The 25,082-nt window shown below is 73.2% G+C and carries 23 protein-coding genes; 13 read left to right on the top strand and 10 right to left on the bottom strand.

Annotated features, from left to right (window positions below; translation table 11 throughout):
- Positions 1-15: 15 nt before the first annotated feature.
- Both K8W59_RS13270 and K8W59_RS13265 read right to left on the bottom strand, forming a co-directional pair.
- Positions 16-1,062: a tetratricopeptide repeat protein gene (locus K8W59_RS13270; protein ID WP_223394623.1), complete on the bottom strand. Its 1,047-nt coding sequence runs from the start codon at positions 1,060-1,062 to the stop codon at positions 16-18.
- A 45-nt stretch (positions 1,063-1,107) separates the two neighbouring features.
- On the bottom strand, positions 1,108-2,310 hold the full coding sequence (locus tag K8W59_RS13265) for an O-succinylhomoserine sulfhydrylase (protein WP_223394620.1): 1,203 nt from the start codon (positions 2,308-2,310) through the stop codon (positions 1,108-1,110).
- An 88-nt stretch (positions 2,311-2,398) separates the two neighbouring features.
- On the opposite strand from K8W59_RS13265, the gene K8W59_RS13260 reads away from it, so the two are divergent.
- The 3 genes from K8W59_RS13260 to ispG are packed head-to-tail and all read left to right on the top strand — an operon-like array spanning position 2,399 to position 6,061.
- The gene (locus K8W59_RS13260) at positions 2,399-3,517 is read left to right on the top strand and encodes a 1-deoxy-D-xylulose-5-phosphate reductoisomerase (RefSeq protein ID WP_223394618.1); all 1,119 of its coding nucleotides are present in this window, start codon (positions 2,399-2,401) and stop codon (positions 3,515-3,517) included.
- Positions 3,514-4,872 carry a M50 family metallopeptidase gene (locus K8W59_RS13255; protein WP_317846269.1) on the top strand — a complete coding sequence of 453 codons (1,359 nt, stop codon included), beginning with the start codon at positions 3,514-3,516 and terminating at the stop codon, positions 4,870-4,872. The genes K8W59_RS13260 and K8W59_RS13255 overlap by 4 nt, the downstream gene beginning before the upstream one ends.
- A gap of 28 nt (positions 4,873-4,900) precedes the next feature.
- Positions 4,901-6,061 carry a flavodoxin-dependent (E)-4-hydroxy-3-methylbut-2-enyl-diphosphate synthase gene (ispG, locus tag K8W59_RS13250; RefSeq protein WP_223394616.1) on the top strand — a complete coding sequence of 387 codons (1,161 nt, stop codon included), beginning with the start codon at positions 4,901-4,903 and terminating at the stop codon, positions 6,059-6,061.
- A 288-nt stretch (positions 6,062-6,349) separates the two neighbouring features.
- Here ispG and K8W59_RS13245 read toward each other — a convergent pair whose 3' ends face one another.
- Positions 6,350-7,285 carry an SDR family oxidoreductase gene (locus K8W59_RS13245; protein WP_223394614.1) on the bottom strand — a complete coding sequence of 312 codons (936 nt, stop codon included), beginning with the start codon at positions 7,283-7,285 and terminating at the stop codon, positions 6,350-6,352.
- Between the two features lie 72 nt (positions 7,286-7,357).
- Between K8W59_RS13245 and K8W59_RS13240 the strand changes: the two genes are divergently transcribed.
- Together K8W59_RS13240 and K8W59_RS13235 are read left to right on the top strand one after the other, a co-directional pair.
- On the top strand, positions 7,358-8,212 hold the full coding sequence (locus K8W59_RS13240) for a GNAT family N-acetyltransferase (protein WP_223394612.1): 855 nt from the start codon (positions 7,358-7,360) through the stop codon (positions 8,210-8,212).
- A gap of 60 nt (positions 8,213-8,272) precedes the next feature.
- Entirely contained in the window at positions 8,273-10,060 is a 1,788-nt protein-coding gene (locus tag K8W59_RS13235; protein WP_223394610.1) for a proline--tRNA ligase, read from the top strand.
- A 7-nt stretch (positions 10,061-10,067) separates the two neighbouring features.
- Here the strand turns inward: K8W59_RS13235 and K8W59_RS13230 are convergent, their stop codons facing one another.
- From K8W59_RS13230 to K8W59_RS13220, 3 genes are all read right to left on the bottom strand, one after another.
- Positions 10,068-10,721 carry a TetR/AcrR family transcriptional regulator gene (locus tag K8W59_RS13230; RefSeq protein ID WP_223394608.1) on the bottom strand — a complete coding sequence of 218 codons (654 nt, stop codon included), beginning with the start codon at positions 10,719-10,721 and terminating at the stop codon, positions 10,068-10,070.
- A gap of 274 nt (positions 10,722-10,995) precedes the next feature.
- On the bottom strand, positions 10,996-11,430 hold the full coding sequence (locus K8W59_RS13225) for a DUF4439 domain-containing protein (RefSeq protein WP_223394607.1): 435 nt from the start codon (positions 11,428-11,430) through the stop codon (positions 10,996-10,998).
- Positions 11,427-11,993: a hypothetical protein gene (locus tag K8W59_RS13220; protein ID WP_223394605.1), complete on the bottom strand. Its 567-nt coding sequence runs from the start codon at positions 11,991-11,993 to the stop codon at positions 11,427-11,429. Before K8W59_RS13220 ends, K8W59_RS13225 begins: the two co-directional genes overlap by 4 nt.
- A gap of 70 nt (positions 11,994-12,063) precedes the next feature.
- Here K8W59_RS13220 and rimP point away from each other — a divergent pair, with 70 nt between their 5' ends.
- The 7 genes from rimP (at position 12,064) to K8W59_RS13185 (ending at position 19,157) form a co-directional block, all read left to right on the top strand.
- Entirely contained in the window at positions 12,064-12,564 is a 501-nt protein-coding gene (gene rimP / locus K8W59_RS13215; protein WP_223394603.1) for a ribosome maturation factor RimP, read from the top strand.
- Positions 12,564-13,544, top strand: a complete 981-nt coding sequence (gene nusA, locus K8W59_RS13210; protein ID WP_223394601.1) for a transcription termination factor NusA — start codon at positions 12,564-12,566, stop codon at positions 13,542-13,544. Before rimP ends, nusA begins: the two co-directional genes overlap by 1 nt.
- Positions 13,545-13,622: 78 nt before the next feature.
- Positions 13,623-13,934 carry a YlxR family protein gene (locus tag K8W59_RS13205; RefSeq protein ID WP_223394599.1) on the top strand — a complete coding sequence of 104 codons (312 nt, stop codon included), beginning with the start codon at positions 13,623-13,625 and terminating at the stop codon, positions 13,932-13,934.
- Positions 13,935-14,052: 118 nt separating this feature from the next.
- A complete protein-coding gene (gene infB / locus K8W59_RS13200; protein ID WP_223394597.1) occupies positions 14,053-16,845 on the top strand; it encodes a translation initiation factor IF-2 in 2,793 nt (930 codons plus the stop codon).
- 19 nt (positions 16,846-16,864) lie between these two features.
- Positions 16,865-17,323, top strand: a complete 459-nt coding sequence (rbfA, locus tag K8W59_RS13195) for a 30S ribosome-binding factor RbfA (RefSeq protein ID WP_223394595.1) — start codon at positions 16,865-16,867, stop codon at positions 17,321-17,323.
- A 14-nt stretch (positions 17,324-17,337) separates the two neighbouring features.
- Positions 17,338-18,198, top strand: coding sequence for a tRNA pseudouridine(55) synthase TruB (gene truB, locus K8W59_RS13190; RefSeq protein WP_223399796.1), 861 nt, complete (start codon positions 17,338-17,340; stop codon positions 18,196-18,198).
- 23 nt (positions 18,199-18,221) lie between these two features.
- Positions 18,222-19,157, top strand: coding sequence for a bifunctional riboflavin kinase/FAD synthetase (locus K8W59_RS13185; RefSeq protein WP_223394593.1), 936 nt, complete (start codon positions 18,222-18,224; stop codon positions 19,155-19,157).
- Between the two features lie 7 nt (positions 19,158-19,164).
- Here the strand turns inward: K8W59_RS13185 and K8W59_RS13180 are convergent, their stop codons facing one another.
- Genes K8W59_RS13180 through K8W59_RS13165 form a run of 4 tightly spaced genes read right to left on the bottom strand, consistent with a single transcriptional unit; the run spans position 19,165 to position 23,297 of the window.
- Positions 19,165-19,422, bottom strand: a complete 258-nt coding sequence (locus K8W59_RS13180; RefSeq protein ID WP_223394591.1) for an HPr family phosphocarrier protein — start codon at positions 19,420-19,422, stop codon at positions 19,165-19,167.
- A gap of 46 nt (positions 19,423-19,468) precedes the next feature.
- A complete protein-coding gene (locus tag K8W59_RS13175) occupies positions 19,469-21,571 on the bottom strand; it encodes a PTS fructose transporter subunit IIABC (RefSeq protein ID WP_223394589.1) in 2,103 nt (700 codons plus the stop codon).
- Positions 21,568-22,533, bottom strand: coding sequence for a 1-phosphofructokinase family hexose kinase (locus K8W59_RS13170; RefSeq protein WP_223394588.1), 966 nt, complete (start codon positions 22,531-22,533; stop codon positions 21,568-21,570). The genes K8W59_RS13175 and K8W59_RS13170 overlap by 4 nt, the downstream gene beginning before the upstream one ends.
- Complete coding sequence (locus K8W59_RS13165) at positions 22,530-23,297, bottom strand: DeoR/GlpR family DNA-binding transcription regulator (RefSeq protein WP_223394586.1); 768 nt, start codon at positions 23,295-23,297, stop codon at positions 22,530-22,532. The genes K8W59_RS13170 and K8W59_RS13165 overlap by 4 nt, the downstream gene beginning before the upstream one ends.
- A 92-nt stretch (positions 23,298-23,389) precedes the next feature.
- Between K8W59_RS13165 and ptsP the strand changes: the two genes are divergently transcribed.
- A complete protein-coding gene (ptsP, locus tag K8W59_RS13160; protein ID WP_223394584.1) occupies positions 23,390-25,078 on the top strand; it encodes a phosphoenolpyruvate--protein phosphotransferase in 1,689 nt (562 codons plus the stop codon).
- The last annotated feature ends 4 nt before the right edge of the window (positions 25,079-25,082 follow it).

Genomic DNA, 25,082 nt, shown 5'->3' with positions numbered 1-25,082 from the left:
CGCGGAGCAGGTCGCTCACCTCCGGCGCACCAGGTTGAGCAGGGCGCCCCCGAGCCAGCCCAGGATGACCACGAGCCCGACGACCCGCGCGAGGCCGAGGAAGCCCAGCCCGGCCGGCCCGGCGATCGAGGCCGGGGCGAAGGCGAGCAGCAGGACGACGAGCACGAGCAGGCCGTAGAACAGCTGCCACCGGCGGGGTACGGCGGCCAGCGCCTCGCGACCCCACTGGCCCACGCCGCGCGGCAGATTGGCGCGGAATCGGTGCAGCAGCCACCCGAGACCGGCGAGGAAGGCCGCGCCGACCAGGGCCCGGCTCCACCAAGGAGCGTCCTGGGCGATCATCGCGCCCAGCACGATCCCGGCCGTGGCGATCGCGATGAGCGCCCGCCGGCCGAGCAACAGCAGGATCCGGTGCAGGTTCTGGTGGAGCACCTTCTCCTGCGGGGCCTGCGAGACCGCCTGGCGGAGCATCCGGGCGCCGTGGCCGAGGCGGCCGCGCTCCATCTGCAGGGTGGCCAGGTTGTTCTGCGCCATCGTGTGGCCGGGGTCGATGGCGAGCGCGTTGCGATAGGCCCGCTCGGCCTCGTCCCGGTTGCCGAGGTTGTCCAGGCACAGCCCGACCAGGTTGTGGGCCGCCGGCTGGTCGGGTGCGAGGCCGACCGAGGTCCGCGCGGCGTCGTACGCCTCCCGCAGCCGGGGCCGCGGACCCGAGAGCAGCACCCGCGCCATCGCGTAGTGCGAGGTCCAGTCGTGCGGCTCGAGCCGGAGGCACTCCCGGGCACTGCGGTCGGCGTCGGCCCACAGCTCCCGCGAGAGCCGGATGTCGCACAGCACCAGGTGCCCGTCCTGCGACTCCGGAGCCAGCGCCACCGAGCGCGAGGCGAGCTCGTCCGCCTCGGCCAGCCGGTCCTGGTGGTGCAGGGCCCGCGCCAGCGTCCGCAACACCGCCGGCGACTGCGGATGCTCGGCCAGCAGGGCGCGCAGCCGCTCCTCGGCCTCCCGGTCGCGGCCGAGGCCGATCAGCACCTCGGCCTGAGCGAGCTCGCGGGGCAGGTTCGACACGCCCCCATCCTGGCACCGCCGGTGCCGTCGCGGTGCCCGAACGCGTCAACCGAGGCGGGCCAGCGCCTGGTCGAGGTCGGCGAGCAGGTCCTGCTCGTCCTCCAACCCGACGGAGAGGCGTACGACGCCGTCGGTGATCCCGGCCGCCGCGCGCTTCTCCGGCCCGATCCGCCGATGTGTCGTGGTCGCGGGGTGGGTGACCAGGGACTTCGCGTCGCCCAGGTTGTTGGAGATGTCGAAGAGCTCCAGGGCGTCCATCACGGTGAAGGCGGCGTCCTGGCCGCCGGGCAGCTCGAAGGTCGCCACCGTGCCCCCGCCGGACATCTGCCGCTGCGCGAGGTCGTGCTGCGGGTGGCTCTCCAGCATCGGGTGCCAGACCCGGCTCACCGCCGGGTGCTCCTCCAGCCGCCGGGCCACGGCGAGCGCGTTGTCGGCCATCCGGCGGACCCGCAGGTCCAGCGACTCCAGCCCCTTGGTCAGCACCCACGCGTTGAAGGCCGACATGGTCGGGCCGGTGTTGCGCAGCAGGTGCTCCACCGGCTCGTCGATGAAGTCGGCCCGGCCGAGCACCGCGCCGCCGAGCACCCGGCCGTGCCCGTCGATGTGCTTGGTCGCGGAGTAGACGACCACGTCCGCGCCCAGCTCCAGCGGCCGGGAGAAGATCGGGGTGCCGAACACGTTGTCGACCACGACCTGCGCCCCTGCCGCGTGCGCGAGCTCGCACACCGCGGCGACGTCGACCAGCTCCAGCATCGGGTTGGACGGGGTCTCGAAGAACACGGCCGTGGTCGGGACCGAGAGCGCCTCGGCCCACTGCTCCAGGTCGTTGCCGTCGACCAGCACCGTCTCGACGCCGAAGCGGGGCAGGATCTCGTCGACCACCACCAGGCAGGCCCCGAACAGCGCGCGGGAGGCGACCAGGCGGTCGCCCGCGCCGACGAGCGCCGCGAGCGCGGTGAACACCGCCGACATCCCCGAGCTGGTGGCGGCGCAGGCCTCGGCGCCCTCGATCGCGGCCAGCCGCGCCTCGAACATGTCCACGGTGGGGTTGGTGTAGCGCGAGTAGACGTAGTGATCGACGTCGCCGGCGAACGCGGCCGCCGCTTCCGCGGCGGTGGAGTAGACGTAGCCGCTGGTCAGGAACAGGCCCTCGGAGGTCTCCTCGAACGCGCTGCGCTCCACGCCGGACCGCACGGCGCGGGTCGCCGGACGCCAGGAGGAGTACGTCGTTCCGGGGTCGTTGCTCATGCCGCGAGCGTCCCATACGCGACACCGGCCGCGACCCGCTGTCCGATCACCGGGAGCCCGTCGGGATGCTCCTGCGACAATCGGGCCCGTGAGTGAGACCAGCGCCCCGCGGGACATCGCCGTACTCGGGTCCACCGGGTCGATCGGCACGCAGGCCCTGGACCTCGTCCGGGCCCATCCCGACCTGTTCCGCGTGGTCGCGCTCACCGCCGGCGGCGGGAACCGCGAGCTCTTCGAGGCGCAGGTCGAGGAGTTCGGCCCGCGCTTCCACGGCCTCGGCGAGGAGGCCTCGGTGGAGGCGGCCGGGCGGCCGGCCGACGTGGTGCTCAACGGGATCACCGGGGCCGTCGGCCTGCGGCCCACCCTGGCGGCGCTCGACGCCGGACACCTGCTGGCCCTGGCCAACAAGGAGTCGCTGGTGATGGCCGGCCCCCTGGTCAAGGACCGGGCCGCGCCGGGCCAGATCGTGCCCGTGGACTCCGAGCACTCCGCGATCGCGCAGTGCCTGCGCGGCGGCACGCCCGAGGAGGTACGGCGCCTCGTGCTGACCGCGTCCGGCGGCCCCTTCCGCGGCCGCACCCGCGACGAGCTCGCCCGGGTCACCCCGGAGCAGGCGCTCAACCACCCGACCTGGGACATGGGCCCGGTCATCACCATCAACTCCGCGACCCTGGTCAACAAGGGGCTGGAGGTGATCGAGGCGCACCTGCTCTTCGACATCCCGCTGGACCGGATCGACGTGGTCGTGCACCCCACCAGCGACGTGCACTCGATGGTGGAGTTCGTCGACGGCTCCACGCTGGCCCAGGCGAGCCCGCCGACGATGATGATCCCGATCGCGTTGGGCCTGAACTGGCCCCGCAGGGTGCCCGGCGCCGCGCCCGCCGTGGACTGGTCGACCCCGGAGACCTGGGAGTTCACCCCGCTGGACGACGAGGCGTTCCCGGCGGTCGCGCTGGCCCGGACGGCGGGGGAGCGGGGCGGCGCCGCGCCGGCGACGTACAACGCCGCCAACGAGGTGTGCGTGCAGGCCTTCCGCGACGGGCGGCTGCGGTTCGTGGACATCGTGGACGTGGTCGCCGACGTGGTGACCGCACACGGCGTACCCTCGAAGGGTCACGACCTCGGCCTCGACGACATTCTTGGGGCCGATGCCTGGGCCCGCGACGAGGCCACCCGGATCATCGAGCAGAGGGGACGCGCATGACGGCGCTGTTCTACACCGTCGGCGTCGTGGTGTTCGTGCTTGCCATCCTGGTCTCGATCGGGCTGCACGAGCTCGGCCACATGATCCCCGCCAAGCGCTTCGGCGGGAAGGTGACGCAGTACTTCATCGGCTTCGGCCCCACTGTCTGGTCGCGCACGCGCGGGGAGACCGAGTACGGCATCAAGGCGATCCCGCTCGGCGGCTACGTCAAGATCGTCGGGATGCTCCCTCCCGGCGGCTCGCCCGACGAGGTGGAGTACGGCGCCGACGGCCGCCCCGTCTACACCGTGCGCAAGTCCAACACCGGGCTGTTCACCCAGCTCATCTCCGACGCGCGGGCGGCCGAGTGGGAGCAGATCTCCCCGGAGGACTCGCCCCGACTGTTCTACAAGCTGCCGTGGTGGAAGAAGGTCATCGTGATGGCCGGCGGCCCGTCGGTGAACATCCTGATCGCGTTCTTCTGCTTCTGGGGCCTCTTCGCGTTCAACGGCAACGTCGAGCGGTACGACGCCGAGCCGGTCGTCGAGCAGATCGTGCCGTGCGTCGTCCCGGCCGACGAGTCCGGCCGGGCGTGCACCCCGCAGGAGCTGCGGGAGAACCCCACGCCCGCCTACGCCGCGGGCCTGCAGAAGGGCGACGAGTTCGTCAGCGTCGACGGCGAGCCGGTCCGCAGCTGGGAGCAGATCTCGACCCTGATCCGACAGAGCGGCGACGAGCAGCTGACCTTCGGGATCAAGCGGGACGGCCAGGTGCTGACCAAGCAGATCACGCCGACCGTCACCCCGCGCCCGGTGGACCAGGAGAACCCCGACGAGCTGGCCCCGGTCGGCTTCCTCGGCGTCGCGCCGGTCACCACGCCGGTGGTGGTGTACGGCGGCCCGATCTACACGCTGGAGCAGATGGGGTCGATGACCGTGGACACGGTCCAGGCCCTGGCGACCCTGCCGGTCAAGGTCTTCGATGTCGGCCAGGCCATCCTCGGCCTCGAGCCGCGCGCGCAGGACAGCCCGGTCAGCATCGTCGGCGGGGGCCGCTTCGCCGGCGAGGTCGTCTCCAACGAGCAGTTCGACCCGGTCGAGAAGACCGTGTTCCTCGTCTCGTTGATCGCCGGTTTCAACTTCTTCATCGGCATGTTCAACTTCGTGCCGCTGCTCCCGCTCGACGGCGGCCACATCGCCGGGGCGCTGTGGGAGGGGCTGCGCCGCGGCGTCGCCCGCCTGCTCGGCCGACCCGACCCGGGACACGTGGACGTCGCCAAGCTGCTGCCCGTCGCCTACGTCGTCGCGAGCGCGATGCTGGTCATGGGCGTGGTGCTGATCGTGGCCGACCTCGTGGTGCCCCTGCGACTGACCTGAGCGACCCTCCGGCAAGTAGTCTGGGACCATGACGAACGATGCCGTCGGCCTCGGCATGCCCGCACTCCCGGCCCCCACGCTCGCGCCCCGGCGCAAGACCCGGCAGATCCAGGTCGGGAAGGTGGGCGTCGGCTCGGACCACCCGATCTCGGTGCAGTCGATGACGACCACGCTCACCGCCGACATCAACAGCACGCTCCAGCAGATCGCCGAGCTGACCGCGGCCGGCTGCGACATCGTCCGGGTCGCCTGCCCCAGCGCCGACGACGCCGAGGCGCTCCCGGCGATCGCGCAGAAGTCGCAGATCCCGGTGATCGCCGACATCCACTTCCAGCCGCGCTACGTCTTCGCCGCGATCGAGGCCGGCTGCGCCGCCGTACGTGTCAATCCCGGCAACATCAAGAAGTTCGACGACCAGGTCAAGGAGATCGCCCAGGCGGCCAAGGACCACGGCACGTCGATCCGGATCGGCGTCAACGCCGGGTCGCTGGACAAGCGGCTGATGGAGAAGCACGGCAAGGCCACGCCCGAGGCGCTCGTCGAGTCGGCCGTGTGGGAGGCCTCGCTGTTCGAGGAGCACGACTTCCACGACTTCAAGATCTCGGTCAAGCACAACGACCCGGTCGTGATGGTGCGCGCCTACGAGCTGCTCGCGGAGGCGGGGGACTGGCCGCTGCACCTCGGCGTCACCGAGGCCGGGCCGGCCTTCCAGGGCACGATCAAGTCCTCGGTCGCCTTCGGCTCCCTGCTGTCGAAGGGGATCGGCGACACCATCCGGGTCTCGCTGTCCGCGCCCCCGGTGGAGGAGGTCAAGGTCGGGCTGCAGATCCTGGAGTCGCTCAACCTGCGCCCGCGGCGGCTGGAGATCGTCTCCTGCCCGTCCTGCGGCCGCGCGCAGGTCGACGTCTACAAGCTGGCCGACGAGGTCACCGCTGGGCTGGAGGGGATGGAGGTCCCGCTCCGGGTCGCGGTCATGGGCTGCGTCGTCAACGGTCCGGGCGAGGCCCGCGAGGCCGACCTCGGCGTCGCCTCCGGCAACGGCAAGGGCCAGATCTTCGTCAAGGGCGAGGTGATCAAGACGGTCCCGGAGAGCCAGATCGTCGAGACGCTGATCGAGGAGGCCATGCGGATCGCCGACGAGATGGGCGAGCCGGTCGAGGGGGCCGCCCCCCAGGTCACCGTCTCCTGACTCCCCATCTCGCCGACCGGGCATCACATGTCCCCATCTGGCGTCGACCGGGCATTCGATGTCCCCATCTGGCGTCGACCGGGCATTCGATGTCCCCATCGGGCGCCGACCGGGCATCACATGTCCCCATCGGGCGTCGACCGGGCATTCGATGCACTGAGCGCGTGCCGCGAGGTGGCACAAAGTGCCCGGTCGCGGGGTTTGTGGGTGCATGAAGTGCCCGGCCGCGGGGTCTGTGGGTACATCAAGTGCCCGGTGGTGGGGTTTGTGGGTGCATCAAGTGCCCGGTCAGCGGTACGCCGTCACGTCCACGTGGTCGCTGTCGAAGCCGTGCTCGGCGAGCAGCCGCCAGCAGTCCGGCCGCGAGCCGTCCACGTCGGTGACCCCGTAGGAGTCCGCGAGGTCGCGTGAGGTCAGCGAACGCCCGGCGAGGCTCGCGTGGCCGCGGTCCGCGGCGAGCGCGGCGACGCCGCGGGCGACGTACGTCGGGGACTCGCTGATCGCGAACCCGGGGACCCGCTCCAGCGCGTCGCGCCAGCGCTCCTCGGTGACCCCGAAGCCGTCCAGCATCGCCTCGGAGCGGATCCACCCCGGCGTGACCAGCACCGGCGTGACCGGGTGGTCGGCCAGCTCGTGGGTCAGCGCGACGACGATCCGCCCGACGTTGGCCTTCACCAGGTCGTAGAACAGCCCCACGCCCTGGCGGTACTCCCGGTTGGCCTCGTAGGTCCCGTCGGTCATCTCCACCAGGAGCGAGGGCGCCTCGGCGGTCCCCGAGCGCAGCAGCAGCGGCAGCGCGTGATGGGCGGTGACCAGGTGGGTGCGCACGCCCATCCCCATCATCCGCCAGCCGCCCTCGACGTCGTGCTCCCACAGCGGCTTGTCGAACTGCGCGTAGCGGTCGCCACCGAACATGTCGTTGACGAGCACGTCCAGGCGGCCGTGCTCGGCCTCGATCCGCCTCATCAGCGCGGCCACCTGCTCCGAGGACTCGTGGTCCACCACCAGCGCCGTACCCGAGCCGACCGCGTCGACCAGGTCGCCGGTGTCCTCGATCGTCTCCGGGCGGCCCATCTCCGAAGGCGCGGACCGGCTGCTCCGGCCGGTGGCGTAGACGAACGCCCCGGCCCGCGCCAGCTCCACCGCGATCGCGCGGCCGCAGCCGCGGGTGGCGCCGGCGACGAGGGCCACCCGGCCGGACAGGGGCAGGTCGGTCTGGGTCATGGCAGCACTCCACCACGGAACGGCGCAGGCGCGCTTGACCGCGATTGCGCGAGAGCGCACTAGGCTCGGCGCGTGCGCGGCGTCCGGCAGACGAGGTCGGGGATCTCGGTCCTCGGTGAGCAGGACCTGCCCGCGTTCGAGGCGCTGACCCAGCGGGACCCCGTCGTCAACGTCTTCGCCGCCCACCGGGCCCGCACCACCCGCCTGGAGCCGCGCTGGCTCGGCGGCCAGGTGTGGGGGATGTTCGACTCCGGCGAGCTGCGCTCGGCCTGCCACGTCGGCGCCAACCTGGTTCCGGTCGAGTGCTCCCCGGAGGACGCCCGCGCCTTCGCCGGGCGGGCGGCCGGCCACGGACGCACCGTCGCCACCATCGTCGGCCCCCAGGACGCCGTGGCGCCGATGTGGGACGTCCTGCAGCCGGCCTGGGGGAAGGCCCGCGAGATCCGCTGGGCACAGGCGCACATGGCGCTGGACGGCGAGCCCCTGGTCGAGCCCGACCCGCAGGTGAGGGTGACCCCGGAGGACCAGCTCGACGTCATCTACCCCGCCTGCGTGGCGATGTACCGCGAGGAGGTCGGCACCGACCCCGAGACCGGCGTGCCCCCAGGGCTCTACCGCACCCGGGTCACGCAGCTGGTCTCGCGCCGCTGGTCGTTCTCCCGGATCGAGGACGGCCGGGTCCTGTTCAAGGCCGAGGTCGCCAGCGCCTCGCCGTACGCCGCCCAGGTCCAGGGCGTGTGGGTCAACCCCGAGCACCGCGGGGAGGGGCTCTCGGTCGGCGGGATGGCCGCGGTGGCGCAGATCGTGCGCCGGGAGATCGCCCCCGTCTGCTCGCTCTACGTCAACCACTGGAACCTCCCGGCCCGCCGTGCCTACGAGCGCGTCGGGTTCCGCCGCACCGCCACCTTCGCCACCGTGATGTTCTGACCGTGCCCACGGGGGGAATCGGTTCGCGGGTCGCAGAAGGCCACCAGTAGCCTTCCGCCCATGACCGCAGCCCGCGTCCTGAGGATGAGCGACCTGTTCGTGCGCACCCTGCGCGAGGACCCCAACGACGCCGAGGTGCCCTCGCACCGGCTCCTGGTCCGCGCGGGCTACATCCGCCGCGCCGCGCCGGGCATCTACACCTGGCTGCCGCTGGGCCTGCGGGTGCTGCGCAACATCGAGAGCATCATCCGCGAGGAGATGGACGCGATCGGCGGCCAGGAGATGCTCTTCCCGGCGCTGCTGCCCAAGGAGCCCTACGAGGCATCGGGCCGTTGGACGGACTACGGCGAGAACATCTTCCGGCTCAAGGACCGCAAGGAGGCCGACTACCTCCTCGGGCCCACGCACGAGGAGATGTTCACCCTCGCGGTGAAGGACCTCTACTCCTCCTACAAGGACCTCCCGCTCACGATCTACCAGATCCAGACGAAGTACCGCGACGAGTCACGGCCGCGCGCCGGGTTGCTGCGCGGCCGCGAGTTCGTGATGAAGGACTCCTACTCCTTCGACGTCGACGACGCGGGGCTGGAGGCGTCCTACCAGCGGCACCGCGACGCCTACATCCGGATCTTCGACCGGCTCGGCTTCGACTACGTCATCGTCAAGGCGACCTCCGGCGCGATGGGCGGCTCGGCCAGCGAGGAGTTCCTCGCGACCGCGGAGGTGGGGGAGGACACCTACGTCCGCTGCACCCGGTGCGACTACGCGGCCAACGTGGAGGCCGTCGAGGTGCGCGCGCCCGAGGAGCAGGAGTACGCCGACGCGCCGGCCGCCCATGTCGAGGACACCCCCGACACCCCGACCATCGAGACGCTGGTGGCCCACCTCCAGGCCGACTTCCCGCGGGAGGACCGGCCCTGGGAGGCGGCGGACACGCTGAAGAACGTCATGGTCGTCGTGGTGCACCCCGACGGCACCCGCGAGCCGCTGGCCATCGGCGTCCCCGGCGACCGCGACGTCGACCTCAAGCGGCTGGGCGGACAGCTGGAGCCGCTGGAGGTCGAGCCGATGACCGAGGACGACCTGCGCGAGCACCCGGCGCTGGTCAAGGGCTACATCGGCCCGGGGGTCCTCGGCGAGGAGTCGGCCTCCGGCATCCGCTTCCTGGTCGACCCCCGGGTGGTCGAGGGGACCCGCTGGGTCACCGGCGCCAACGAGCCCGGCAAGCACGTGCTGGACCTGGTCGCCGGCCGCGACTTCACCCCTGACGGCACCATCGAGGCCGCCGAGGTGCGCGAGGGCGACCACTGCCCGCGCTGCTGGCCCGAGCTGGGCGGGACCCTGGTCGCCGCCCGCGGGATCGAGATGGGCCACATCTTCCAGCTGGGCCGCACCTACGCCGACGCGCTGGGCCTGCAGGTGCTCGACGAGAACGGCAAGCTCGTCACCGTCACCATGGGCTCCTACGGCATCGGCCCCTCGCGCGCGGTCGCGGCGATCGCGGAGAACACCCTGGACGAGCTGGGCCTCTCCTGGCCGCGGGAGATCGCCCCGGCCGACGTGCACGTGGTCGCGGCGGGCAAGGACCAGGCGCTGCTGGACGCCGCGGAGGCGCTGGCCGGCGACCTGGCCGCTCGAGGGCTCGAGGTGATCCTGGACGACCGCACCGGCAAGGTCAGCCCGGGTGTGAAGTTCAAGGACGCCGAGCTGATCGGCGTGCCGACGATCGTCACCGTGGGCCGCGGTCTGGCCGAGGGGACCCTGGAGGTGCGGGACCGCGCGAGCGGTGAGCGGCAGGACGTGCCCGTCGAGGGCGCGGCCGAGCGGATCGCGGAGCTGGTGGGCTGACGCCCGCTCAACGCCGGGCGTCGGCGAGCATCCCGTCGAGCATGCTGTTGAGGGCGACGCGGACACCGGCCAGGGCGGCGGTGGGGTCGGGCTCGCGCGCGGCGAACTGGACGCCGGACTCCAGGGCCCCGGCGAGGACGTAGCCCAGCGGCCGCACCGACTGCTCGCGCACGGCGCCCTTGTCCATCGCGTCGATCATCGCGACCTCGATGAGCATCCGGCCGTGCCGGGCGCTGGCGCGGCGCCACCGGTCCCAGCCGAGTGCCTCCTGGGGGTCCACGACGACCACCTGGCGCACTCCGGGGTCGGCCATCTCGTCCAGCCAGCCGTTGAGGGCGGTGCGCAGCATGGTGAGCGGGTCGCCGGAGGAGAAGCGGTCGGTCAGCCGCTCGGCGAGGTGCCGCAGCTCGCGGCTGTAGACCTCCTCGAACAGGCCGGCCTCGCCCCCGAACGCGGCGACCACGCCCTGCTCGGTGACGCCGGCCGCCTGGGCGACGTCGAGCAGCGTGACCCCGGCGAACCCGCGGGTCCGGTAGAGGGTCGTGGCCGCCTGGACCACCTCGTCGCGGTCCTCCCCCGACAGCCCCAGGGCCGGGGTCACCGCCGGGTCCGGACGACTCGCCCGTCGCAGCCACCGCACGGTCCGCTCCTGAGATCTCACGACGAGCTCCTCCTTCCTGCTCATCATGGCACCGCGTTCGGGGGTCCGCAGCAGGTCGGCGAAGGGCGCGACCTTCGGAGGGGGTCAGGCGGGATCGGGTTGCCCAAAGTTGCAGGTTCGTGCAGTGCAAGTTCGTGCAGGTCCGCCGCTATGGACCGCGTCGACCGCGAGCTGCACAATTTTGCGTACGGTCCGCGCACCAGTCTTTTCGGGGGGAGATCTCGGGGCTCCCTCGGAAGGGAACTGGTCCGCGGACCGTCTGAGTGCGGGCGGGTCAGCGGTCGCGCAGCTCGGGGACGCCGGGGAAGTGCTGCGGCTCGGCCCCGAGGTCCAGCTCGCGCAGCGCCGACTCGGCGAGGGCGGCGAGCGCCCCCGAGCGCAGGTCGCCGGTGGTCTCGGAGACCAGGGCGGCGTAGGTCTCCGCGCAGGCCCGCTCGACCGAGCGCGCGGCCCGCCGTACCTGTCCCTCGCCCGCAAGGTCGGCCGGCAGGTCGTAGACCGCCTCGGCGGCCACCGGCCGCTCGCCGCGCCGGCCCAGCTGGGCGACCAGGGCGTCCCGCCGGGTCCGGTGGGCGTCGTACCCCTCGGTGAGGGTGGCGTAGAGCGCGGCCGCGGAGGCCTGGGAGGTCATCCCGCCCAGAGCGCCGTAGACGTAGACCGCCGCATGCTCGGCGGCCAGGGTGTGCTGCAGCGCGTCGACGGCGGTCACCGGTCGCCTCCCCGCGCGGGCAGCAGCGAGCGCTGCTGGGCGACCCCGGCGGCCATGCTCCCGAGCAGCCGCGCGAAGGCGCCGCTGCGGGCGTCCATCGCCCAGCCCTCCAGCCGCGTCTGGGTGGTCGCCTCGGCGCTCCGGACCAGCTCGAGGGCGCGCGCGCGTCGCCGTGGTGCCCGCGTCGGCGGCGGGCTCGCCTCGGGACGGTCGGGGGCGGCCCCGGCCAGCACCTCGGCGTGGCTGCGGTGCAGCGCCAGCAGCGGCCGGAGGGTCGCGTCGAGTCGCGGGTGCCGGTCGGCGACGGCGGTGACCAGCGCGGAGCTCGCCAGGACCTCGGCGTAGGCCGCCTCCAGGGTGCGGACGTCGGCCTCCGCGTCGGGGTCCGCCGGCTCGCGCGGCTCGGTCGTCGTGGGGGTGGCCGGGTCCGACCGCGGGTCCAGGGTCGAGAGGTCCACGTCGGGCAGCTCGCTGCACCCGGCCAGCAGTCCCGACCCCGCTGCCACGAGCCCGCCGAGGACGAGACGACGGGCCATCGGCCGGGGCGAGGATCGGGGGACCATGGCGGCGAGGATATCGACCGCCCGGCCGCTATGGTGGAGCCCCGACAACAGCACAGGAGGAGCCAGCGCCGTGAGCCCGCGAGCCGACGCCACCCGCGACCGCATCGAGGCGGAGCTGGAGGCTCCCCTGAGGGCCCTGGGCCTGGACCTGGAGGCGGTCGAGCTGAGCAGTGCCGGCAAGCGCCGGGTGCTGCGGGTCGCGGTCGACCAGGACGGCGGGGTGACCCACGACGACCTGGTCGAGGCCGAGCACCGGGTCTCCGAGGTCCTGGACTCCTCCGACGTGATGGGCCAACAGCCCTACACCCTCGAGGTCACCTCCCGCGGCGTCGACCGTCCGCTGACCCTCCCGCGGCACTGGCGCCGCAACCACGACCGGCTGGTCCGGGTCACCCGCACCGACGGGTCCGCCCTCACCGGGAGGGTCGCCGGCAGTGACGAGGACCCCGGGGGAGCGGTGCGGTTGGAGACCGACGGCGGTCCCGTCGAGGTCCCCTACGCCGACGTCGGCAAGGCCCTGGTGCAGGTGGAGTTCAACCGACGCAACGCGCCCGACGAGGAGGACGCCTGATGGACATCGACATGAGCATCCTGCGGATGTTGGAGCGGGAGAAGGAGATCTCGTTCGACGTGCTCGTCGAGGCGATCGAGCAGGCCCTCCTCACCGCCTACCACAAGACGCCGGGTGCAGTGGAGCAGGCACGGGTCGTGCTGGACCGCAAGAGCGGCCACGTCACCGTGCTCGCCACCGAGACGAACGAGGAGGGCGAGGCCGTCGGGGAGTACGACGACACGCCCGAGGGCTTCGGTCGGATCGCGGCCACGACCGCCCGGCAGATCATGCTCCAGCGGCTGCGCGACGCCGAGGACGAGATCAAGTTCGGCGAGTTCTCCGGGCGCGAGGGCGACATCATCTCCGGCGTCATCCAGCAGGGCCGCAACCCCGACGACGTGATGGTCGACCTCGGCAAGCTCGAGGCCCTGCTGCCGCTCGGCGAGCGGGTGCCGGGGGAGAGCTACCCCCACGGCCAGCGGATCAAGTGCCTGGTCGTCTCGGTGCGCAAGGGCGTCCGGGGACCGCAGATCACCCTGTCCCGCACCCACCCCAACCTGGTGCGCAAGCTGTTCGCCCTGGAGGTCCCCGAGCTCACCGACGGCTCGGTCGAGATCGCCGCGATCGCCCGGGAGGCCGGGCATCGCAGCAAGATCGCGGTGAAGGCCAACGTGCCCGGCGTCAACGCCAAGGGCGCCTGCATCGGCCCGATGGGCCAGCGGGTGCGCAACGTGATGTCGGAGCTGAACGGCGAGAAGATCGACATCGTCGACTGGTCCGACGACCCGGCGGAGCTGATCGCGCACGCGCTGTCGCCGGCCCAGGTGACCTCGGTGGAGATCCTCTCGGAGGAGGCCCGCTCCGCGCGGGTCGTCGTGCCGGACTTCCACCTCTCGCTGGCGATCGGCAAGGAGGGCCAGAACGCCCGCCTCGCCGCCCGGCTGACCGGGTGGCGGATCGACATCCGCTCCGACGAGGAGGAGCCCTCCGGTTCGTGATCCGGCCCCGGGTTAGGTAGGCTTGATCCAGTGGCTCGTGAACACGCCTTGTCCGCATGCCCGGACGATCCGGCCCCCGTGGCCGGGCCGGTCCGGACCTGCGTCGGGTGCCGGGAGCGGGCCGCGAAGAGCGAGTTGCTGCGGGTGGTCGCCGGCACGGATTCGCGCGGCCGGCCGGCCGCCGTACCCGATCCGGAGGGCACCGCGGCGGGTCGAGGGGCGCACCTGCACCCCACGACCGCGTGCTACGACTCGGCGGTGCGCCGCCGGGCCTTCCCCCGGGCCCTCCGGTCCGGGACCGGGCTCGGGACCGCCCCGCTGGAGGAGTACCTCGCCTCACTCACGACGACCCCACGCACCACCGACCAGGACTGGAGCAGCAGCTCATGAGCACTCGATGAGTACTTCGCGATGAGCCCGCGCTACACCCGCATACCAGCAACGGTCCGACGCACCACCTCCGGCTAGATGGAGAGGGGACTCGGGCCAGAAGGAGCAACGTTCCAACGTGGCTAAGACCCGAGTCCATGAACTCGCCAAGGAGTACGGCGTCGAGAGCAAGTTCGTTCTCGACAAGCTCAAGGAGATGGGCGAGTTCGTCAAGTCCGCCTCCTCGACGGTCGAGCTTCCCGTCGAGATGCGCTTCAAGAAGGAGTACGGCGAGCAGCTGAAGGCCGCTGCCGCCGCGGCCCCGGCCGAGGCACCCGCCGAGACCAAGCCGGCCGCTCCCAAGCCCGCGGCGAAGAAGGCCGCGCCCGCCGCGGAGGCCCCCTCCGGCCCCCGCCCCGGCCCGCGTCCGGGCCCGGCGAAGAAGGCCGAGCCCGCGAATGAGCCCGAGGCCCCCGTGCAGGCCGACCGGGGCGAGCAGGGCGGTGGCGAGCCCGAGGCCCCCGCGGCGTCGGCGAGCCCGGCCCCGCAGGCCCCCGCGCCCAAGGCCCCCGCGCCCAAGGCGCCGACCCCGAAGGCCCCGGCCCCCCGCCCGGTGGGACGCCCCAGCGGCTCCCCGCGCCCGGGCAACAACCCGTTCGCCTCCTCCCAGGGCATGGGCCGCCGGCCCGCGCCCGCGGGCGGCTCCGGTGGCGGGGCCGGCCAGGGCGGTGCCGACCAGCGTCCGCCGCGTCCCCCGCAGGGCCGCGACGGTGGCGGCTCCCGCCAGGGCGGTGGCGGCGGCATGCCGCGTCCCAACCCGGCGATGATGCCCAAGTCCCCGGCCGCCTTCGGCGCCGGTCCGGGTGGTCGCTCCGGCGGCCCCGGCGGTCGCTCCGGCGGTCCCGGCCGGGGTGGCGCTCCCGGCCGCCCGGGTGGCGGTGGCGCCCCGGGTCGTCCCGGTGGCGGCGGCTTCGGCGGCCGCGGCCGTCCCGGTGGTCGCGGCCAGACCCAGGGCGCGTTCGGTCGCCCCGGCGGCCCGTCGCGTCGTGGACGCAAGTCCAAGCGGGCGCGTCGCCAGGAGTTCGAGCAGATGGAGGCCCCGACGATCGGCGGCGTCCGCGTCCGCAAGGGCAACGGCGAGACCGTTCGTCTGGCGCGCGGCGCCTCGCTCACCGACTTCGCCGAGAAGATCAACGTCGAGCCGGCCCAGCTGGTGCAGATGCTCTTCCACCTCGGCGAGATGGTGACCGCCACCGAGTCGGTCAACGACGCGACGCTCGAGCTGCTCGGCGAGGAGCTCAACTACAACGTCGAGGTCGTCTCCCCCGAGGACGAGGACCGCGAGCTGCTGGAGTCCTTCGACCTGGAGTTCGGTGCCGACGAGGGCGAGGACGAGGACCTCAGCCAGCGTCCGCCGGTCGTCACGGTCATGGGTCACGTCGACCACGGAAAGACCAAGCTGCTCGACGCGCTGCGCAACGCCGACGTCGTCGACCGCGAGGCCGGCGGCATCACCCAGCACATCGGCGCCTACCAGGTGCACACCGAGGTGGACGGCGACGACCGCAAGATCACCTTCATCGACACCCCGGGTCACGAGGCCTTCACGGCCATGCGTGCCCGCGGTGCGAAGTCCACCGACATCGCGGTGCTGGTGGTCGCGGCCGACGACGGCGTGATGCCGCAGACGGTCGAGGCGCTCAACCACGCCAAGGCCGCCGAGGTCCCGGTCGTGGTCGCGGTGAACAAGATCGACAAGCCGGAGGCGGACCCGGAGAAGGTCCGCGGCCAGCTCAGCGAGTACGGCCTGGTCCCCGAGGAGTACGGCGGCGACACCATGTTCGTCAACGTCTCCGCGAAGTCCGGCGACAACCTGGAGGGCCTGCTGGAGGCGATCGTGCTCACCGCCGACGCCGCCCTGGACCTGCGGGCGAACCCCGACCAGGACGCCCAGGGCCTGATCGTCGAGGCGCACCTGGACCGCGGCCGCGGCCCGGTCGCCACGGTGCTGGTCCAGCGCGGAACCCTGCGCGTGGGCGACACCGTCGTCGCGGGCCCGGCCTACGGCCGCGTCCGGGCGATGCTCGACGAGTTCGGCGAGAGCATCGAGGAGGCCACGCCGTCGCGTCCCGCGATGGTGCTGGGCCTGACCGCCGTCCCCGGCGCCGGGCAGAACTTCCTGGTGGTCGAGGACGACCGGACCGCTCGCCAGATCGCCGAGAAGCGGGAGGCGCGCGAGCGTGCCGCCCTGCAGGCGCAGCGCCGGGTCCGCCGTACCCTCGAGGACTTCATGGCCTCCATGGAGAAGGGCGAGACGCAGGAGCTCAACCTGATCCTCAAGGGCGACGTGTCCGGCTCGGTCGAGGCGCTCGAGGACAGCCTGGCCAAGATCGACGTGGGCGACGAGGTCTCGCTGCGGGTCATCGACCGCGGTGTCGGTGCGATCACCGAGACCAACGTCATGCTGGCGGCCGCCTCCGACGCGATCATCATCGGGTTCAACGTCCGGCCCCAGGGCAAGGCGACCGAGATCGCGGACAAGGAAGGCGTGGAGATCCGCTACTACTCGGTGATCTACCAGGCCATCGAGGAGATCGAGGCCGCGCTCAAGGGCATGCTCAAGCCGGAGTACGAGGAGCAGACCCTCGGCCAGGCCGAGATCCGTGCGCTGTTCCGGTCCTCGCGGATCGGCAACATCGCCGGCTGCATGGTCACCTCCGGGGTCATCCGCCGCAACGCCAAGGTCCGGGTCATCCGCGACGGCGCGGTCGTGGCGGACAACCTGGACCTGGCGTCCCTGCGCCGGGAGAAGGACGACGTCTCCGAGGTCCGCGAGGGCTTCGAGTGCGGTCTGGTCCTGCGCAACTTCCAGGACATCCGCGAGGGCGACGTGATCGAGGCCTTCGAGATGAAGGAGATCCCGCGCGCCTGAGCGTGGAGGGAAAGGTGAGATGAGCAGCAACCCGCGGGTGCGCAAGATCGCCGATCGGATCCAGGTGATCGTCGCCGAGATGTTGGAGCGGCGGATCAAGGATCCCCGGCTGGGTTTCGTCACGGTGACCGACGTACGCCTCACCGGCGACACCCAGCAGGCGACGATCTTCTACACCGTGCTCGGCGAGGACGCCCAGCAGGCGTCCACCGCCGCGGCGCTGGAGTCGGCCAAGGGGCTGATCCGCTCCGAGGTCGGCAAGCAGCTGGGCATGCGGCACGTGCCGTCGCTGACCTTCGTCGCCGACGCCCTGCCCGAGGAGGCGCGGCACCTCGACGAGGTGCTCGCCCGGGCCAAGGCGGCCGACGACGAGGTCGCGGCGCGCCGCGGCAGCAGCTACGCCGGCGAGGCCGACCCGTACAAGAAGCCGCGGGTCGACGAGGACGAGCCGGCCGACGCCGACGACGCCGAGGAGTGAGCCGGCCCGAGCCCATGCCCGGGCTGGTGGTGGTCGACAAGCCCTCGGGCATGACGTCGCATGACGTCGTGTCCCGAGGGCGTCGGCTGCTGGGGACGCGCAAGGTCGGGCACGCCGGCACCCTGGACCCGATGGCCACCGGTGTGCTCGTGCTGGGCGTCGGGCGGGCCACCCGGCTGCTGGGGCACCTGACCCTGACCGACAAGGCGTACGACGCCACGATCCGGCTGGGCGCGTCGACGACCACCGACGACGCCGAGGGCGAGGTGACCGCCACGGCGGACACCTCCGGGCTCGACCCCGCGGACGTCGAGCGGGCGCTGGAGCGCTTCGTCGGCGACATCGAGCAGGTCCCGACCTCGGTGTCGGCGGTCAAGGTCGAGGGCAAGCGCGCGTACCAGCGGGTGCGCGAGGGCGAGGAGGTCCGGCTCGACGCCCGCCCGGTGACCGTGCACGAGTTGACGCTGCACGAGCAGCGGCCGGGGGAGCGCTTCGAGCTGGACGTCTCGCTGCGCTGCTCCAGCGGCACCTACGTCCGCGCGATCGCCCGCGACCTCGGTGCGGCGCTGGGCGTGGGCGGCCACCTGACGGCGCTGCGCCGTACCGCCGTCGGGCCGTTCGGCCTGGACCGCGCGCGCACCCTGGACGACCTGGCCGAGGACCCGGTCGTGGTCCCGCTCGCCGAGGCGGCGCGCGAGGGCTTCGCCGCGGTCGACCTGGACGACGCCCAGGCCCGCGACGTCGGCTTCGGCCGGCCGCTGGACCTGCGCCTGGAGGGGCTGAGCGCGCTCTTCGCCCCCGACGGCACCTTCCTCGCGCTCTACCGTCCCGACCCGGCCGGCGGCGCGCGACCGGTGGCGGTCTTCGTCGGCTGAGCCGGCGTCGTAGGCTCGACCCCGTGCAGATCTGGCGATCCTTCGACGAGGTACCCGCCGACATCGGCCGCACCGTCGTCACGGTCGGCAACTTCGACGGCGTGCACCGCGGTCATGCTCACGTGGTCCGGCGCGCCTGCGAGATCTCCCGCGAGCGGGGGATCGACCGGGTCGTGGTCGCGACGTTCGACCCGCACCCGATGGCGGTACTGCGGCCCGAGCACGCACCGGTGGCGCTGACCACCATCGAGGACCGGGCCGCCCTGCTCGCCGAGGCCGGTGCCGACGACGTGCTGGCGATCCCGTTCAGCCGGGAGGTCTCCACCTGGAGCCCCGAGGAGTTCGTCGACCGGGTGCTCGTCGGCTGCCTGCACGCCGCCGCCGTAGTGGTGGGCGCGAACTTCCGGTTCGGCCACAAGGCGGCGGGGGACGTCGGCATCCTCCGCGAGCTGGGGGCCGAGCGGGACTTCACCGTCGAGGGGATCGCCCTGGACGGCGGGCCGCAGGTGTGGTCCTCGACCTATGTCCGGCAGAGCCTGGCCGGCGGGGACGTCACCGGCGCCGCCGAGGCGCTGGGTCGCCCGGTCGTGGTCCGCGGCCCGGTCGTCGAGGGGGACCGGCGGGGTCGCGAGCTGGGCTTCCCGACCGCGAACGTCGCCCCGGGCGAGGTCGCCGTGCCCGCCGACGGGGTCTACGCCGGCTGGCTGACCCGCCTGGACACCGACGAGCGCTTCCCGGCCGCCATCTCGGTGGGGACCAACCCCACCTTCGACGGCCACCGCGACCCGCGGGTCGAGGCCTACGCCCTGGACCGCGACGACCTGGACCTCTACGGGGTCCCGGTCGAGGTCGAGTTCGTCGCCCGGCTGCGCGGGATGATCCGCTTCGACGGGGTCGAGCCCCTGGTCGAGCAGATGCGCGACGACGTACGTCGCACCCGCGAGCTGCTCCGGGACTGAGCTCGGCTCAGGCGTCCAGGTCCTGCTCGACCAGCGCGGCGATCTTGTCCAGCGCCTCCTGGTCGTCGCTGCTGACCTCGACCTCGTCGCCGGCCGAGGCGCCGAGGGTCATGATGAGCAGGGACGAGCTGGCGTCCACCGGCTCGTCGCCGGGGATGCCGATGGTCACCTCGGAGCCGAGCTCGCCGGCGGCCTCGCTGATGATCGCGGCGGGGCGGGCGTGCAGGCCGACGGACGAGCCGACCTTGACGGTCTTGCTGGGCATGGGCGTATCTCCTCTGGGTTGGTGGATCAGACGGTAGCGAGGCGGGTCAGACGGTGGCCACGTCGGTGTCGGGCCGGCCGATGGACTTCAGCGCCACCACGGCCGCGGCGCCGACGAGCACGCCGGCGACGAGCGCGATGAGGAAGCCGACGATGTTGCTCACGGCGAACAGCACGAAGATGCCGCCGTGCGGGGCGCGCAGGCCCACGTCGAAGGCCATGGAGAGCGCGCCGGTGACCGCTGAACCGGCCATGATCGCGGGGATCACCCGCAGCGGGTCGGCGGCCGCGAACGGGATCGCGCCCTCGGTGATGAACGAGGCGCCCATCGCCCAGGCAGCCTTGCCGTTCTCGCGCTCGGGCACGGTGAACAGGCGAGGACGTACGGCGGTCGCCAGGGCCAGCGCCAGCGGGGGCACCATGCCGGCCAGCATCACCGCGGCCATCACCCGCAGCTGCGGGGCGTTGCCGCTCGCCGTGGCCGCGGCGCCGAGCCCGGCGGTGGCGAAGGCGTAGGCGGTCTTGTTGAGCGGGCCGCCCATGTCGAAGGCCATCATCAGGCCGAGCACGATGCCCAGCACGATCGCCGATCCGCCGGTCATGCTGTTCAGCCCGTCGGTCAGGGCGTCCATCAGCGCCGCGAGCGGCTTGCCGAGGACGATCACCATGATCGCGCCGGAGATCAGGGTCGCCAGCAGCGGGATGACCAGCACCGGCATCAGGCCGCGGGCCCAGGCCGGCACCTTCCACCCGGCGATCCAGTGCGCGACCAGACCGGCCAGCACACCGCCGATGATGCCGCCGATGAAGCCGGAGTTCACCAGGCCCGCCAGGGCGCCCATCACGAAGCCGGGGGCGATGCCGGGCCGGTCGGCGATGGCGTAGGCGATGTAGCCGGCCAGCGCCGGCACCAGGAAGCCGAAGGCCGCGCTGCCGAGGGTGAAGAGCAGGGCACCGAGGTAGGCCATCAGCGCGCTGTCGAACAGCGCGTTCTCCAGCCCGAGCTCCTGCAGGTCCGGCAGGTTGAACAGGGTGTTGTCGGTGACGATCTCGCCGGCCGGGCCGGTGATCGTGTAGCCGCCGAGCAGGAAGCCGAGGGCGATCAGCAGGCCGCCGGCCGCGACGAACGGGATCATGTAGGAGACGCCGGTCATCAGGACCCGGCGTACCTTGCCGCCCCACGACTCGGTCGCGGTGGAGGACTGGCCCGCGCCGTCCCCGCCGCTGCTGCCCTCGACCTTGGGGGCACGCTCGGGGTCGTCGGCGTAGCGCAGCGCCTCGGCGATCATCGCGTCGCCCTCGTCGATCGGGCGCTTCACGCCCGAGGAGACGACGGGCTTGCCGGCGAACCGACCGCGGTCCCGCACGCCCACGTCGACGGCGAAGATGACCGCGTCGGCGTCGGCGATCGTCTGTTGGCCCAGCGGGGTGGAGCCGGCGGAGCCCTGGGTCTCGACCTCGATGTCGACCCCGGCCTTCTTCGCCGCGGCCTCGAGGGCCTCGGCGGCCATGTAGGTGTGGGCGATGCCCGTGGGGCAGGCGGTCACCGCGACGAGGCGGCGGCGCCGGTCGTCGGCAGCCCCGGCGGCGGCCCCGGCGACCGGAGCGGCGGAGGACTCCGCGGCCGCGGTCGGCCCGGGCTTCTCGGCGGGGGTCTCCGCAGTGGTCTGCGCTGTGGTCTGCGCGGCGGGGGCGGGTGCGTCGCCCACCACGCCGCCGACCAGCTCGACGATCTCCTCGGGCGTCTCGGCCGAGCGCAGGCTGTCGGTGAACTCCGCCTTCACCAGGGCCCGGGCGAGTTTGGTGAGCAGCTTGAGGTGGTCGGCGTCGCCGCCGGCCGGCGCCGCGATCAGGAAGGCCAGGTCGGCCGGTCCGTCCTTGGCGCCGAAGTCGACAGCGGGCGAGAGCCGGGCGAAGGCGAGGGTCGGGACCTCGACCGCCGGCGTACGGCAGTGCGGGATGGCGATGCCGCCAGGCAGGCCCGTGGCGGAGGTCTCCTCCCGCGCGAGGGCGTCCTCGACGAGCTGGGGTGCGTCGTCGGTGCGGCCGGCGTCGGCGACGACGTCGGCCAGGGCGCGGATGACGTCCTGCTTGGTCTCGCCGAGGTCCACGTCGAGACGGACGAGCTCGGGGGTGATCATCTGGGTCATGTCGGGGCTCCGGAGGGGAGTTCGAGCGGACGCACCTCGACCAGGTCGGGGCGGGTCTGCGATGGGTGCGGAATGGTCGTGCCGGGGAGGCCTGCGGCGGCGCTGCCGTAGGCGACCCCGAGAGCCAGCCGGTCCGGTTCCGCGTCTCCTCGCACGTCGCCGAGGAGGTAGCCGAACAGGCTGGAGTCGCCGGCACCGACGGTGCTGACGACGGTCGTGGGCGGGGGCGTGGCGTGCCAGGCGCCCTCCGCGGTGACCAGCACGGCGCCGTGCGCGCCGAGCGTGGCCAGGACCGCGCCGACGCCCCGGTCGACCAGGGTGGCGGCCGCGCGGGCCGCCGCCTGCGGGTCGGACTCCAGGGTGGCGGCGTCGGCGCCGGTGAACGAGGCGAGCTCGTCCCCGTTGGGCTTCATCAGGTCCGGTGCGCTCCCGGGGAGCCCGTCGACGAGAGCGACGAGCGGAGCCTCGCTGGTGTCGACCGCGATCCGCGCGGGGGTGTGGCGTACGGCGGCCATCAGCTCGGCGTACCACCCGGCCGGGACGCCCGGCGGGATCGACCCCGCCACGACCACCCACGCAGCCTCGGTGGCCTGGGCGAGCACGGCCTCGGCGAGGGCGTCCAGCAGGGCCGGGGTGGCCTCGGCGCCGGGGGAGTTGAGCTTGGTGGTGGTGCCGTCGGGCTCGGTGACGGTCAGGTTGGTGCGGACCGGGCCGGCCGGGCCGACCGGCAGGCAGGGGATCGAGTCCTCGCCGAGCGAGACCACGAACGGGTCCGCGGGTGCGGCGGGCAGGATCGCCAGGGTGGTCACCTCGGCGGCCACGGCGGCGCGGGAGATGTTGACCCCCTTGCCTCCGGCCTGCGAGGTGACGGAGGTGAGGCGCTGCACCGCTCCGCGCTGGAGCGGCCCGGCGAGCGTGACGGTGCGGTCCACGCTGGGGTTGGCGGTCAGGGTGACGATCATGCGACCACGACCTCGACACCGGCGGCCTCGATCGCGGAGCGGTCGGCGGCGCGGATCCCGTCATCGGTGACCACGACGTCGACGTCCTCCAGGGCGGCGAACTGGACCATGCGTTCCTCTCCGATCTTGGTGGAGTCGGCGAGGACGACGATGCGGTGCGCGCTCGCCACCAGCGCCCGCTTGGTGACGGCCTCGTCCAGGTCGGGCGTGGAGAGCCCGTGGGAGACCGAGATGCCGTTGGTGCCGAGGAAGGCCAGGTCGGCACGCAGGGTCCGCAGCGCCTCGACGGTCGCCGAGCCGACCGCGGCCTGGGTGGCGGTGCGCACGTGGCCGGGCAGCAGGTGCAGGTCGATGTGCGGCTGCGGCGCGAGCCGGGCGGCGATCGGGACGCTGTGGGTGATCGCGGTGTAGGAGCGGTCCTCGGGCAGCCGCGCCGCCAGGCGGGCGGTCGTCGAGCCGGCGTCGAAGAGCAGCGTGCCGCCGGTGCGGGGGAGCAGGTCGAGGGCGGCGCCGGCGATCCGGTCCTTGCGCTCCACCTGCTCCACGTCGCGCTCACCCAGGGCGGCCTCCAGCACGGTGAACGAGCTGGCGGGGACGGCTCCGCCGTGCACCCGGCGCACCAGGCCGACGCGCTCCAGGGCGGAGAGGTCGCGGCGGACGGTCTCGGTGGTGACGTCGAGCTCCCGGGCGAGACCGGTCACCGAGGCGCGACCCTCGCGCGCCACCAGCGCGGCGATCGCCTGCTGGCGCTCCTCGGCGTACATCCGCGGTCTCCCTCCGCTGCGTGTCTGCGTTTGTGTTGTTTTTATGCCCGAATCTGTTGACTGTCAAGGGGTTCGCGGGAAACACTGTGCGCATGGTCACAACTGATGCCGCCTCTGACGACCGCCAGCTGCGGGGTACGCCGGTCGTGCCCGGGTTGGCCTACGGGCCCGCGCTGCTCGTGCGCACGGAGGTCGCCGAGCAGGCGATCAGTGCGTACGGCGACGGCGGGCATGCGGACGCCGACGCCGCGCTCGCGGCCTACGACACCGCGGCCGCGGCCGTCGCGGAGGGCTTCGAGGCCAAGGCGGGTCGCGCCTCGGGAGCGGCGGCGGAGGTGCTCACCGCGAGCGCCGGCCTGGCCCGTGACAAGGGGCTGCGCGGAGGCGTGAAGAAGCGCCTGGGCTCGGGAGAGGACCTGATCGCCGCCGTCCGCGGGTCGGTCGAGCAGTTCGTCGGGGTGTTCACTTCGATGGGCGGCCTGATGGCCGAGCGCGCCACCGACCTCAAGGACATCGAGAAGCGGGTGGTCGCCCGCCTCGTCGGCGAGCCCGAGCCCGGGGTGCAGCTGCCCGACGAGCCCGCCGTCCTGGTCGCGGAGGACCTCGCCCCCGCCGACACCGCCGGCCTGGACCCGGCCGTGGTGCTCGCGCTGGTGACCGAGCGGGGCGGCTCCACGAGCCACACGGCCATCATCGCTCGCCAGCTCGGGCTGCCCTGCATCGTCGGGGTCGCGGGCGCGCTGGAGCTGGCCGCCGGGTCCCCGGTGCTGGTCGACGGCGTGGCCGGGACCGTGGCGACCGGCGTCGACCCCGACGAGGCCCGGCGCCTGGTCGAGGAGGACCGGGTGCTGCGCGCGGAGCTGGAGTCGTGGACGGGGCCGGCCGAGACCACCGACGGGACCCGGGTGAAGGTGCTGGCCAACGTCGCCGACGGCGAGTCCGCGGCTGCCGCGGCCGCCGGCCCCGTGGAGGGCGTCGGCCTCTTCCGTACCGAGCTGAGCTTCCTCAACCGCAAGGACGAGCCGTCCGTGGAGGAGCAGGCCGACATCTACGCCGCCGTGCTCGACCCCTTCGAGGGCAGGTACGTCGTGGTCCGCACCCTCGACGCCGGGTCGGACAAGCCGATCGCCTTCGCCACCCACGAGGGGGAGGAGAACCCCGCCCTCGGTGTCCGCGGGCTGCGGCTCTCCTTCGACAACCCCGGGCTGCTCGAGCGGCAGCTGGACGGCATCGCGCGGGCCGCGGAGCGGACCGGCACCGAGACCTGGGTGATGGCGCCCATGGTCGCGACCGTCGCCGAGGCGCGCGACTTCGCCGAGCAGGTCCGCGGTCGCGGCCTCAAGGCCGGCGTCATGGTTGAGGTGCCCAGCGCCGCGCTGCTGGCGCACCGGATGCTGGAGGCGGTCGACTTCCTCTCCATCGGCACCAACGACCTGACGCAGTACGCCATGGCCACCGACCGGATGGCCACCGACCTCGCGCACCTGACCGACCCCTGGCAGCCGGCGGTGCTGCAGCTGGTCGCGATCACCGCGGAGGCGGGCAAGCAGGCCGGCAAGCCGGTCGGGGTCTGCGGTGAGGCGGCGGCCGACCCGCTGCTCGCCCTGGTGCTCGTGGGCATGGGGATCACCTCGCTGTCCATGGCCGCCGCGGCCGTGCGGCCCGTGGGGGCCCAGCTGTCGCGGGTGTCCATGGACACCTGTGAGCGCGCAGCCGAGGCGGCGCTCGCCGCCCCCGACCCGTTGACCGCGCGGGACGCCGTACGCGCCCTGCTCGGGTGAGCTC

It is taken from the genome of Nocardioides rotundus, from assembly GCF_019931675.1.
GTDB classification, from domain to species: Bacteria; Actinomycetota; Actinomycetes; order Propionibacteriales; family Nocardioidaceae; genus Nocardioides; species Nocardioides rotundus.
This window is presented reverse-complemented; position numbering and strand designations above follow the sequence as displayed.

Coding starts and splice junctions, on each gene's coding strand:
- ispG (WP_223394616.1), top strand. CDS start 4,901: ATGACGAACGATGCCGTCGGCCTCGGCATGCCCGCACTCCCGGCCCCC.
- K8W59_RS13235 (WP_223394610.1), top strand. CDS start 8,273: ATGACCGCAGCCCGCGTCCTGAGGATGAGCGACCTGTTCGTGCGCACC.
- K8W59_RS13220 (WP_223394605.1), bottom strand. CDS start 11,993: ATGGTCCCCCGATCCTCGCCCCGGCCGATGGCCCGTCGTCTCGTCCTC.
- K8W59_RS13255 (WP_317846269.1), top strand. CDS start 3,514: ATGACGGCGCTGTTCTACACCGTCGGCGTCGTGGTGTTCGTGCTTGCC.
- rbfA (WP_223394595.1), top strand. CDS start 16,865: ATGAGCAGCAACCCGCGGGTGCGCAAGATCGCCGATCGGATCCAGGTG.
- K8W59_RS13245 (WP_223394614.1), bottom strand. CDS start 7,285: ATGACCCAGACCGACCTGCCCCTGTCCGGCCGGGTGGCCCTCGTCGCC.
- ptsP (WP_223394584.1), top strand. CDS start 23,390: ATGGTCACAACTGATGCCGCCTCTGACGACCGCCAGCTGCGGGGTACG.
- K8W59_RS13165 (WP_223394586.1), bottom strand. CDS start 23,297: ATGTACGCCGAGGAGCGCCAGCAGGCGATCGCCGCGCTGGTGGCGCGC.
- K8W59_RS13170 (WP_223394588.1), bottom strand. CDS start 22,533: ATGATCGTCACCCTGACCGCCAACCCCAGCGTGGACCGCACCGTCACG.
- K8W59_RS13180 (WP_223394591.1), bottom strand. CDS start 19,422: ATGCCCAGCAAGACCGTCAAGGTCGGCTCGTCCGTCGGCCTGCACGCC.
- K8W59_RS13175 (WP_223394589.1), bottom strand. CDS start 21,571: ATGACCCAGATGATCACCCCCGAGCTCGTCCGTCTCGACGTGGACCTC.
- nusA (WP_223394601.1), top strand. CDS start 12,564: ATGGACATCGACATGAGCATCCTGCGGATGTTGGAGCGGGAGAAGGAG.
- K8W59_RS13265 (WP_223394620.1), bottom strand. CDS start 2,310: ATGAGCAACGACCCCGGAACGACGTACTCCTCCTGGCGTCCGGCGACC.
- truB (WP_223399796.1), top strand. CDS start 17,338: ATGCCCGGGCTGGTGGTGGTCGACAAGCCCTCGGGCATGACGTCGCAT.